Raw genomic sequence first — 10,594 nt, 5'->3', positions numbered from 1 at the left:
GGCCAGGTCACGCGCACGTGGCTACCGGAACGAGGCCAACTTCATCGCGATGATCTACCTGATCGGCAGTCCGGTGGGCCGCCTGCTCGATCAGGCCAAATCCACATGAAGTGACGAAGAACCAATTTTTACCGTTGGCTTGTCGGGCTTGAAAGCCGCGGTCAAGTTGATATTCCTTTGGGGTGGTAAAAGTGAGTGTAGAAAAATTTTTGAATGAACTTTGCTCTTACCATGCAGATGATTTTTTTAATCCATGGTCAGAAAATTGTTCCATTTCAGATAATGAAAATAGCGCGCATATAAGGCTAAGCAATTTGGCCTCGGTTTTTAATTCTTGTTTGAATAGGGATGACGTAGATCTGTGGGTTGGTAGAGATTTGGGATGGAGAGGCGGACGTAGGACAGGAATTGCCCTTGTCGATGAATTTTCGTTGTGTTCATATTCGAAATCTTTCGGGCTTAACGGTTTAAAAAAAGCTACTATCGATAAACCTGTAAAAGAGCAAACTGCTTCAGAGATAGAATTTATAAGGTCTAAAATAAAAAATAAGGTAGTGTTTTGGAATGTTTTTCCTTATCACCCTCATCAATTAGGTGAGCCATTTTCAAATAGATCACATACAAAAAAAGAGTTTTTAATAGGATCTTATTTTTTAAAATCTATGTTGGAAATTTTCACTTTTGAGAAGGTAGTAGCAATCGGTAACGATGCCAGTAAAGCTATTGCTAGCTTAGGAGTGGATGCTTTAAAGGTCCGTCACCCTAGCTATGGTGGTAAAAAAGATTTTCGCTTGCAGTTATCTGAGATATATAAAATAGATGAAAATTCAGTAAGCGAAAAAGAAAACTATGAGCTGTTTAGCTAATTTAAAAATTGAGTTTTATGATGGGAATGGTGTTTTGATGTTCGTTCAATTTGCCTAACATTAACTTCTAAATGTTTCCCCACCCAATAATTTCTTAACGCTTGACTCGCGGTTCTACCTACCCTGCGTCAGCTTGATCTCGACCTGGCGCCCGTCCGGGGCTATGGCGTAATGGCCAAGGGTGGAAGCGGGGTTGAGCGTCAAGGCGAACATGTACGCCGCAACCACCTCACCGACGCTTCCAACCAGATGACCATCCAACTTGAACTTCCGGCCCGGAAACAGCGCTTCCAGTTCATCCGAGGCGCTGTAGAGCTGGTCGATGAGCGCGCCCACCTGCGCCCAGTCAATGTCGTCCATGAGTGTTTTCCGCTGTTGTTTGAGGTGATGTTCGCTCAAGGCGAGATCACGTGTCTGAAAATACCGGGAAAGGGCGTGTTCGTTCGAGAAAAGCCCTGCGTCAGGCAGTGTGGATACGTCTATCCTTAACCAGATTTAACTATATTAATTTTAGTTAAGATAATGTAGGTTATGGACCGCCCACTCGGGGCACGCGGCAAGTGCGCGGCGGGAGAAGGCGAGCGTTTGCTGCAGTTGGACAAGACCACTCAAGGGACTGACACCATGGCATACACCAGTAAAACCCAATCCGTTACGTTCACCGAAGGCGGGGACGTCACGTTCACGTTGCCCGATGACGTAACCTCGCTCGCGCTTGCGGCGCAGTTTGCAGATGACCGGGTCAAATCCGGCGAGACCCTCGATGCGAACGTGAATGGCGAATCGCTCGAATCACTTGAGCTGACCGGCAATGGCCGCATTGACTGGGATAACAGCGCCGACGGCACCGCTGCCGTGACGCACGTCGATGCCACCGGCCTTTCCGGTGGGCTCGAGTACACCGCATCAAACGATGTGCAGGAAACCGTGATGCTCGGCGGTGATGACAACGGCGTCGATGTGATCCGCGTCGCAGGCGACGCCTCGCGCTATGGCAATGGCGGCGATGCCATCGACACGATTTCCGGTTTCGATGCTGCAAAAGACACGCTGTTCGTCGATGACGAGATCGTGCAGTCGTTCGATACTCTTGATTTCGAGTACGCGGTCGTCGCCGAGGAAGGCCAGAGCGCTGAAGAGGCGTTGACGCTTGCCGGCGAACAGGACAGCGGCGATGCGCTGATGCCGGTCATGCAGGGCGATGACATCTATCTCTACCGAGACACCGGCCCGGCCGGCCTTGATGAAAACGACTTCACGCTGCTGCTCGAGGATGTTTCCGGCGGTGTAATTTCCTTCGCTGACCGCCAGGGCTTCATCTCCGAGCGTCCGCCAGCCCCGACCGGCCCGTATGACGAGGTGGTCGTCGATGGGCGCGTCAGCGGTACCGATGGCTCCGCCGACAGCTTCGTTTTTGGAAGTGACGGTGCGTGGCAGGGCGGCACCATCACCAACTTCGAGCTGGGCGTGGACCGCATCGACGTGACCGGAATCAACGGCTCGGACGGCCAGCCGCTCGATTATGACGACATCATCATGCATCCCAATAACGAGATGCTTTTAAATACCGACACCGGGTTTCATTTTGTAGAGCTGGTTGGCGTGCCGAAATACGACCCTGGTACTCCGCTCGGTGAATACGCCTACGCCATGGGCCCGGAAGAGTTCCTGTTCGCGTGATCCATTGCCCGGTCGGTTGTTAACCGATATGCAGTTGATAAGGCCCATCCTGCGATGGGCCTTTTTTTATGGCCGAGCTATCTGATAGGGCAGCACTCTCTGACATGACAGCACTCTCTGAGCCCTTCGAGCGCGTCAGTCCTGACGCACGGCGCGGCTTAGCATATCGACGACAGGCTGGCTCAAATACTCGAACAGCGTCTTTTCGCCGGTCTTGATCATGACCTCTGCGGGCATGCCCGAAAGCAGCGTCATCGACTCGGTCATCTGGGTTTTGCCCTCGCGTGATACCTGGACTCGGGCGGTGTAGTAGCGCGCGCCGGTGGCTTCGTCCTCGAAGCTGTCCGCCGAGACGTGGGCCACCCGGCCATCGATGACCGGCGCCCGATGCTGATTGAAGGCACTGAAGCGAATGTCAGCGGGCTGGCCCGGGTAGATGTTGTCGATGTCACCGGCAGGAATGCGGGCCTCGATGAAAAAGCCATCGGTGTCCGGCACGATGCTCATGAGCGTCTGGCCGGGTGTGATCACCGCGCCCTGGGTTCGAAGCGCAAGACCCACCACTGTGCCCGCCACCGGCGAGCGAACCTCGGTGCGCTCGAGCTGATCCTTGAGTGCCAGCATGCGCTGACGGGCATCGGCGCTGTCGGCCTGAGCGCCACGAAGCTGCTCGCCGAGTTCACTTTGATAGTCCTGCCGGCGGGTTTCGATGCGGGCGCGGTTTTCACTGATGCGTGAGCCAAGCCGGGCAATCTCGGCACGGGCGTTGGCGCGCTCGGCCTGAAGCGCGAGGATCTCTCGGTCAAGCTCGCGCACGCGCTGATTGTTGCCAAGTCCTTCCTTGAACAGCGCCCGGTAGTCGTCGGCTTCGGCGCTTAACGAGCGGCTGCGTCGTGAGGTGATGGCGACACCTTGCTCGAGCCCCGCGATCTGCTCGCGGTACTGCTGGCTTTGCTCCTCGAGCGCGCCGAGTTCGCTTGCAAGCGAATGGCGCCGTGATGTGAACAGGTGCCGCTGCGCCTCGAGGATTTGAGCGAAGTGAGGGCGTTCGCCGGCAAGGCGAATAAGGGGGGGCGGAAAGTCGACCCGCTCGGCCTGCTGCTGCTCGGCCAGAAGCCGCGCTTCCTGCGCGCGTGCGATGAAAAAGCGTGTTTGCTCTATGTCGAACTGGCTTCGGGGCTGGGTGTCATCAAGCACGATCAGAGGGTCGCCTTCATCAACGCGGTCGCCGTCGTCAACCAGAATCCGGGAGACGATGCCGCCTTCGAGGTGCTGGATCGTTTTCTTGAACGAGTCCACCGACACGGTGCCACTCGCGACCACCGCCACCGACAGGTTGGCAAGCCCGGCCCACGCGCCGAAGCCGCCAAAGGCAAGTGCCAGAATCAGAAACCCCACAAGGCGTGCGCGCCGGCCGTCGGTGGGAAGCGTTTCGGCGGAGGGTGATGACGTAGGTATGGTGTGGTCTTCGCGGTCGAGGCTCATGCGCGGTCTCCGGGCTGGGCCGGTGTGGACGCCGCCTGACGCTTTTGTTTGATGTGTCTGACAACGTCATCGCGGGGGCCGAACAGCCCCACCTGACCGTCTTTCAGCATCAGCAGTTTGTCGACGTGAGCAACCAGGCTGTGGCGGTGGGAGATCACCAACAGCGTGACGCCTTCGCGCTTGAGCCAGCCAATCGCCTCGACAAGCGCCTGTTCGCCGCGTTCATCGAGGTTGGCGTTGGGTTCATCGAGCACCACCAGTGCAGGCCGCCCATAAAGCGCGCGAGCAAGGCCGAGGCGCTGACGCTGGCCACCGGACAGCGCCCCGCGGCTCGAGGAAATCCAGGTGTCATACCCCTCTGGCTGTTCGAGAACCATCTCGTGTACCCCTGCGCGCTTGGCGGCTTCCACGACATTTGCAGGGTCGATGTCACCGAAGCGGGCGATGTTGTCGCTGATGGTGCCGTCGAAGAGCTCGATGTCCTGCGGCAGATAGCCGATGTGGGGGCCAAGGGCGTCGCGGTCCCACTGGGTGATGTCGGCGCCATCAAGGCGCACCTTGCCGGCCTGGCTCGGCCAGAGACCGAGCGCGACGCGGGCAAGAGTCGATTTGCCCGAGGCGCTGGGGCCGAGCACACCCAGATGCTCCCCCGGATCGAGCGCAAGCGTTACACCGCGAAGGGCTGCCTTGGCCGCGCCCGGTGGCACCGCCGTAACCGCCTCGAGGCGCAGCGCGCCCTTTGGCGCCGGCAGTGCCATGCGCTCGCGCGGGTTTGGCGAGGTTTCGAGCAACGTTTGCAGTCGCTCATAGGCCGAGCGGGCCGCGATGAAGCCTTTCCATGCCCCCAGCATCTGATCGATCGGGGCCAGCGCCCGGCCCATCAGAATAGAGCCTGCGATCATCATGCCCGGGCTCAGTTCCCCCTCGAGCACCAAAAGCGCACCGAGACCTAGAATCATCGACTGGAACATCAGCCGCAGTACCTTGGACGCGTTGATCAAAAAACCGGCGCGGTCGCTGGCGCGGGACTGCTTGATCAGATACGCCCGATGACGCTCACCCCAGCGCGCTCGAAGCCCGGGCAGAATGCCCATGGCGTGGACGACGTCTGCGTTGGCAAGATTGGCGTTGGCGAGCTGCTGCGCCGCGATGTGGTCGCTTCCGGCCTTGTTCAAAAGCGTTCGGGTCGAATACTCGTTGGCAAGGGCCAGCCCCAGAAGCACAAGCCCCGCGATAATGGCGAATACGCCGAACCAGACATCGAACAGAAACAGCACCGCGATGTAGATCGGAATCCAGGGGGCGTCGAAAAAGGCGAAGAGGGCGTTGCCGGTCAGAAACTGACGAAGTGTAGTAATGTCACTCAGAGGCTGAGCGCTCTGGGCACCGGGCGCCGATAGGCTTTTCTGGAACATGGCGTCAAACAGGCGCTCGCCGACCAGGGCCTCGAGCCGGTTGCCCACCCGCACCATCATGCGTGAGCGCACAAGCTCGAGCCCACCCATCACCAGAAAGAAAAACACCACGATCAGCGTCAACATCGAGAGCGTGTCGAGGCTTCGTGTGGTGATGACCCGGTCATAGACCTGCAGCATGTAAAACGCAGGCACCAGCATCAGCACATTGATGAACAGGCTGCCCCAACGGCGAGGAAACTGCCTCGACAGGAGCGCAAGGCCCGTGTGAGTTCTGTGGGCGCGCGTGTTTCCGCCATGAACGCTGCTCCGTGTGTCAGAGGCCACTGAACGGTGCGTTCAGCCGTAACGGGAGAAAGAATCAAGCGAGGCGGTGGGGGGACCTGAGGTCTGCGTCTCGCGTCCTAAGTTAAATGAAGTATGACTTATAAAGCCTGGCCGCGGCCAGAGCCCGGCCTGCGTGGCGAGCCGTTCCTTTCGCTGACAAGGCCAGGTAGAGCCAAGTCAGTAGGCCTGCAACGCCATCACCACTTAAAGCCCGTCCCCAGGCGCTTTGCCAGTGGCAGCCGCCCCGATGGCCTCGGCCACGCTCAGGATCACGTTCTAAGGCGTCTTCGACCTAACCACACAAAAGGCCACCCTGCGGTGGCCTTTTGTGTGGAGTCGGGAAAGGTAGTGGTCTAGTCGGGAAAGGCAGTGGTCTAGTCGGGAAAGGCAGTGAGAGACGCTTTGGCCCGCCTCGGCGGCGGGGTAGTATGGGGCGCACGCAGCGCCCGTCTCATGACCGGGTGTGTTTCCAGCCTCAGAAACGTTGAGATGCCATGACCCGCGTCGCCGTGTTCGTCGATACTCAGAACGTCTATTACACCGCCCGTGAGGCCTACGGCAAACACGTCGATTACCGCAGACTATGGGCACAGGTCACGGGCGGCCGTGAGGTGCTCACGGCGAGGTGCTACGCCATCGACAAGGGCGATGCCCGCCAGCGCGAGTTTCAGGCGATTCTGCGCTCGATCGGGTTTGATGTTCGGCTCAAGCCGTTTATCCAGCGCGCCGATGGCTCGGCCAAGGGCGACTGGGACGTCGGCATTACGCTCGACGCCATCGAGTTCGCGGGCCAGGCCGATGTGATCGTGCTGGTCTCCGGCGATGGCGATTTCGACCTTCTCGCGCAGCGCATTCGTGATGTCTATGGCAAATGCGTCGAGGTGTATGGCGTGCCCCAGCTTACGGCGGCCTCATTGATGCAGGCCGCCACCCGGTTCATCCCGATCGAGGGCGCTTTGCTGATCAAATAGCGGGGCGCCCTCGTTCGCTTTTAAGCGCCCTATCGGTGAATGACATCGAGTTGAGTAAACGCCCCTCGAGCGTGATCTTCCTTGAACAGCTCATGATCCCTTCGCGCGCGCTCGGCGGCCTCGAGGGCGTAGTCCACCATGTCTGCGGTAAAGAGGGCGGGCGGGCCGATGGCCTCGACGATGGCGGGCTCTATGTCGTAGTCGATCTTGCCGGACTCGTCCGACAGGGCATGTACGTGTGCAAGTACCCGACCACAAATGCGGGCGTATTTCTTCCACTCGCTTTTTGACAGATCGTCGAGGTCGATGTCATCACGAAATGGCGCGCGCTCCCGTGACATGAAGCTTTGTCCGTCGAATTCGATGTGGCCGTAGAACACGTCACCGCGCACCAGATGCACGGCCTGGGCGTGGCTGATCCGCTCGGCGCGGGAATCCATTTCATAAACCGACGGCGGCACCAGCCCGGCAAGGGCTGAATGGCGCGCCTGCTTGTACTCGATGATCAGATCGTCGGTGCCATCCCCCGCAGGCCCCTCGATCAACGCGTAATAGCGATCAAGCCCCAGTGAGGCGGTGCCCTGGCCCCGGCGAATCGCCACGTCCTTCACGTGCATGCCGCTCGCCTCTGGGCCCTTGGCGCGCGCCGGGACCTCGATCTGATTGTCTTTCACCAATTGATCGGTGATCGACTGGAACTCATCGCGGCGCGAGGAGATCGGCACCAGTTCCTCGGTGGCGCGAAAGCCGCGCCGGGACGCATCCAGGTAGTCGTCCTCGAGCCATTCCGCCCGCGCTTCATGGGCGCTTTCAAACAGGCTTCGAATAAGCTTCGGCGCGTTATCGAACCGCATTTCCTCGTCCTGCTCGGTGCTTTCCCGAGCCAGCCGGGTCATGGCCTCGATGTAGCCCTTGATGAACTGGCGCACCACCTTGACCCGGTGCTTGTGCTCGAGCTCGCCCTCGGTTTCAGCGGCGATCATGAAGCCGGTCGCGCCACGCTTTAAGTCCCAGGTGAAGGGGGCGTAATAGGCCTCGTCGAAATCGTTGACCGAGAAGATCGGCACGTTGTTGGCGTTGGGCATCACGCCGAAGTTTTCCGGGTGTACGTCACCAAGCGCCAGCACGGTGGGCATCCAGCCGTCGTCGCCGGCCATGTCCCGATAGAACAGCAGGGCGGTGCCGCGAAAGAACGAGAAGCGCGACCTGGCGAGCTTATCGAACTTGGCGGCGGCCTCCTCGGAGCCGGAGGCGATGCGGGTGGCGTGGTCCTCGCGAAGGGTCTGGCGCACATGCAGGCGGCGGTCGTGACCCTGCAGCACGCGGGGGCGCAGCACGAATTCGCCGGTGGCCACTGACTCGGCAAGGCGCCGAAAGGTCTCGAGACGGGTGGCAACGGTGGGGGCGCGCTCTTCGGGACACGCGGCAAGCGCGTCCGCGAGTTCGGCCTTGCTCATGCTCGAGCGGCCCTTGATGTCCTGACGTTTGGCCTGTTCGTAAAGGGCTTGTCGTGTCTGTTCGCTTGGGTGAGTCATGAACGCTCCTGTGATCGACGAGGGGCTTGAATACGCACGCGTGTAGCTTGAACCAGCATGGCCGAGCATGGTCGACCCTGCATGGCTTTTCTCGTGCCAAGGGTGCTTTTGAAAGTGCGGGTGTGAAGGACTTGGGGGCTTCAAGAGGCGAAGAGTGGATTCAGGGGTTAGCGGGCGCGAGACGATTAAGGCGCGCCGGCGCCTTGGAGAGTAAGCTTTGTCCGTACAGGGCGGTCGAACACGGTTTTCGGGATCGCAGAAACGCGCCTGGCGAGCGCACTCGGTAAGTGAAAAGGGCAGGCAGGATGAAAAAGGACTGGTGGTGGCAATGGATGCTGGCGGCCGTGTTGGTGCTGTGTTCGGGGCTTGGCCTCGCCGCGGAGCCTGAAAGCGAAGAGGGGCTCTGGTACAGCGTTGATACGATGAATGAGGGGCTTCCCGGCAAGATGGACGTGGCCCGGCTTCGAACTCCGCGCGAGGCGATGCGAAGCTTCACCGAACTGACCAATGGCGGCGACTACAAGGCCGCCGCGCACATGCTCAATCTATCGGATCTGAGCGCGACCGAGCAGCGCACCGAGGGCCCGACGCTTGCCCGGGAACTTGCCGAGGTCTTCCGCCGTGGCAAGTGGTTGAACATTTCGAGCCTGTCCGGCCGGCGTGACGCGGTGATCGAGGACGCCTCCGGCAAGGACGCCCGCGCAGGCGAGGCGCGCCGAGACATTGAGCTTGCCTCGCTGGATGTCGGCAGCGACGCCTACGACATTCGACTCGCCCGCTACCGCATCGGTGAACTCGAGCCGGTCTGGATGATCACCCCGGAAAGCGTCAGCGCCATCAAGCCGCTGTACGCACGTTTCGGCCCCTCCCGATTCGAGGGCTACATTCCTGATCGGCTCAAGGGCTCGTTCGGGCTTTTAAGAGTGTGGGAGTGGATCGCGATTCCGGTCGGGGTGGTGAGTCTCTGGCTGGTCGGTAAGCTCGTGCATCTTTTGATCGGGGCGCTCGCGCGTAAGCTGCCCTCCGGTTCGCCGAGCATCTTCGTCACCCAGATTCAAAATCCGGTGGCCCTGATCGTGATCGCATTGATCACGCAGATGATGATCGAGTATGTGGTGTCGTTTTCGGCGGTGGTGGCCACCACGCTTCGCGTGATGTTGATCGCGGTGATGGCCTGGGGCGTAGGAGCAATCGCGCTTCGCTTGATCGATACCCTGATGCTGCACCTGACCCGGCACATGGTCGGCCAGATCGACGATGCCAAGCCCAAGGATGAGCGCAAGCTTCTGACCACGCTCTACGCCCTTCGCCGCGTGATCATTCTGATCATGGTGGTGGCGTTCACCATCTATGTGCTCAGTCAGGTGCAGCTCTTCGAGACGCTTGGCATGTCGATTCTGGCGTCTGCAAGCGTTCTGGCGGTGCTGGTGGGCGTGGCGGGGCAGGCCGTGCTTGGCAATATCCTGTCCTCGTTTCAGCTCTCGCTTGCCAAGCCGCTTCGCATCGGGGATCTGGTGATGTTCGAAGGGCAGTGGTGCTACGTCGAGGGCATTTTCTACACCTATATTCGCCTTCGGGTCTGGAACGAGCGTCGGCTGATCGTGCCGGTGACGTACTTCGCCTCGAAATCGTTTGAAAACCTCTCGGCCAAGAGCACCAAGGAGTACCGAAGCCTCGAGCTGACGCTGCACCTGAGCGCCGACATCGCAACCCTTCGGGAACAATTCCTTGCGTTCGCCAAGGAAGAAGAGAACGTCATCGAGCACCACAAGCTGATGTGCAGCGTGACCGCGCAACTTGGCGCAACCCAGACCGTCACCTGCTTTCTGATGACCACTGACCCGGTCTCGGGCTGGGCGGCCGAGGCAAGCATTCGTGAACGCCTGCTTGCCTTTATTCGAGACGAGCATCCCGACTGGTGGCCGCGTCAGGTGATGGTGGTAAGCCAGCAGGACATCACGCGACCGGATCAGCTAGAGCAGCGCTAACGTGGCCTGCTCGGCAGGCGTCGAGCCTCGGCAGGCACCTAACGCCAGCCCATGAGCCAGGTGGTGTCGTCCTTGAGGGCGCGCCAGGGCAGGGTCTGCTCCCGGTGGGTCAGTACGGCCTGAAGAATGACGTCGATCACGTGCTCGTCGTCATCGCGCACCAGCTCAGTCACGAGAAAATGTTTCTCCTTGTTCTTGGGCGTCGTTGCGGTCCATTTGCTGTGGTAAAGCTTGTCGGGGTTGATGCGGTTCATGGCGTGCTCGAACGGACGTGAGTGAATGCATCACTCTAGCGCCTGCGCGCCGGCCATGCCCGAGCGCTTGCAT

9 protein-coding genes are annotated in these 10,594 nt (G+C 59.7%); 4 read left to right on the top strand and 5 right to left on the bottom strand.

The annotated features are described in order from the left end of the window. Positions 1-191 precede the first annotated feature (191 nt). Positions 192-866, top strand: a complete 675-nt coding sequence (locus NAT23_RS05335) for a uracil-DNA glycosylase (RefSeq protein ID WP_251926183.1) — start codon at positions 192-194, stop codon at positions 864-866. Positions 867-980: 114 nt separating this feature from the next. Here NAT23_RS05335 and NAT23_RS05330 read toward each other — a convergent pair whose 3' ends face one another. Further along, positions 981-1,226 (bottom strand): DUF6998 domain-containing protein, encoded by a 246-nt coding sequence (locus NAT23_RS05330; protein ID WP_251926182.1) that lies wholly within the window; start codon positions 1,224-1,226, stop codon positions 981-983. A 171-nt stretch (positions 1,227-1,397) separates the two neighbouring features. Here NAT23_RS05330 and NAT23_RS05325 point away from each other — a divergent pair, with 171 nt between their 5' ends. Continuing rightward, the gene (locus NAT23_RS05325; RefSeq protein ID WP_251926181.1) at positions 1,398-2,546 is read left to right on the top strand and encodes a hypothetical protein; all 1,149 of its coding nucleotides are present in this window, start codon (positions 1,398-1,400) and stop codon (positions 2,544-2,546) included. A gap of 135 nt (positions 2,547-2,681) precedes the next feature. Here NAT23_RS05325 and NAT23_RS05320 read toward each other — a convergent pair whose 3' ends face one another. Together NAT23_RS05320 and NAT23_RS05315 are read right to left on the bottom strand one after the other, a co-directional pair. Further along, positions 2,682-4,031 carry an HlyD family type I secretion periplasmic adaptor subunit gene (locus tag NAT23_RS05320; RefSeq protein WP_251926180.1) on the bottom strand — a complete coding sequence of 450 codons (1,350 nt, stop codon included), beginning with the start codon at positions 4,029-4,031 and terminating at the stop codon, positions 2,682-2,684. Further along, positions 4,028-5,626 (bottom strand): type I secretion system permease/ATPase, encoded by a 1,599-nt coding sequence (locus NAT23_RS05315; protein WP_350028309.1) that lies wholly within the window; start codon positions 5,624-5,626, stop codon positions 4,028-4,030. The genes NAT23_RS05320 and NAT23_RS05315 overlap by 4 nt, the downstream gene beginning before the upstream one ends. 641 nt (positions 5,627-6,267) lie before the next feature. Between NAT23_RS05315 and NAT23_RS05310 the strand changes: the two genes are divergently transcribed. Further along, a complete protein-coding gene (locus tag NAT23_RS05310; RefSeq protein WP_251926179.1) occupies positions 6,268-6,744 on the top strand; it encodes an NYN domain-containing protein in 477 nt (158 codons plus the stop codon). 29 nt (positions 6,745-6,773) lie between these two features. On the opposite strand, the gene NAT23_RS05305 is transcribed toward NAT23_RS05310, so the two are convergent. Then, positions 6,774-8,279 (bottom strand): DUF2252 domain-containing protein, encoded by a 1,506-nt coding sequence (locus NAT23_RS05305; RefSeq protein ID WP_251926178.1) that lies wholly within the window; start codon positions 8,277-8,279, stop codon positions 6,774-6,776. A gap of 305 nt (positions 8,280-8,584) precedes the next feature. On the opposite strand from NAT23_RS05305, the gene NAT23_RS05300 reads away from it, so the two are divergent. Beyond that, entirely contained in the window at positions 8,585-10,267 is a 1,683-nt protein-coding gene (locus tag NAT23_RS05300; protein ID WP_251926177.1) for a mechanosensitive ion channel family protein, read from the top strand. A gap of 38 nt (positions 10,268-10,305) precedes the next feature. Here the strand turns inward: NAT23_RS05300 and NAT23_RS05295 are convergent, their stop codons facing one another. Continuing rightward, positions 10,306-10,521 (bottom strand): TIGR02450 family Trp-rich protein, encoded by a 216-nt coding sequence (locus NAT23_RS05295; RefSeq protein ID WP_251926176.1) that lies wholly within the window; start codon positions 10,519-10,521, stop codon positions 10,306-10,308. Between the last annotated feature and the right edge of the window lie 73 nt (positions 10,522-10,594).

The sequence above is a fragment of the Larsenimonas salina genome, assembly GCF_023736155.1.
GTDB lineage: Bacteria > Pseudomonadota > Gammaproteobacteria > Pseudomonadales > Halomonadaceae > Larsenimonas > Larsenimonas salina.
Note: the sequence above shows the minus strand (reverse complement) of the source record. Positions and strands in the feature narration are given on the sequence as shown.

Bases quoted from the DNA above. Each gene is read 5' to 3' on its own strand.
- NAT23_RS05320 (WP_251926180.1), bottom strand. From the start codon at position 4,031: ATGAGCCTCGACCGCGAAGACCACACCATACCTACGTCATCACCCTCC.
- NAT23_RS05295 (WP_251926176.1), bottom strand. From the start codon at position 10,521: ATGAACCGCATCAACCCCGACAAGCTTTACCACAGCAAATGGACCGCA.
- NAT23_RS05325 (WP_251926181.1), top strand. From the start codon at position 1,398: ATGGACCGCCCACTCGGGGCACGCGGCAAGTGCGCGGCGGGAGAAGGC.
- NAT23_RS05330 (WP_251926182.1), bottom strand. From the start codon at position 1,226: ATGGACGACATTGACTGGGCGCAGGTGGGCGCGCTCATCGACCAGCTC.
- NAT23_RS05315 (WP_350028309.1), bottom strand. From the start codon at position 5,626: ATGCTGCAGGTCTATGACCGGGTCATCACCACACGAAGCCTCGACACG.
- NAT23_RS05310 (WP_251926179.1), top strand. From the start codon at position 6,268: ATGACCCGCGTCGCCGTGTTCGTCGATACTCAGAACGTCTATTACACC.
- NAT23_RS05300 (WP_251926177.1), top strand. From the start codon at position 8,585: ATGAAAAAGGACTGGTGGTGGCAATGGATGCTGGCGGCCGTGTTGGTG.
- NAT23_RS05305 (WP_251926178.1), bottom strand. From the start codon at position 8,279: ATGACTCACCCAAGCGAACAGACACGACAAGCCCTTTACGAACAGGCC.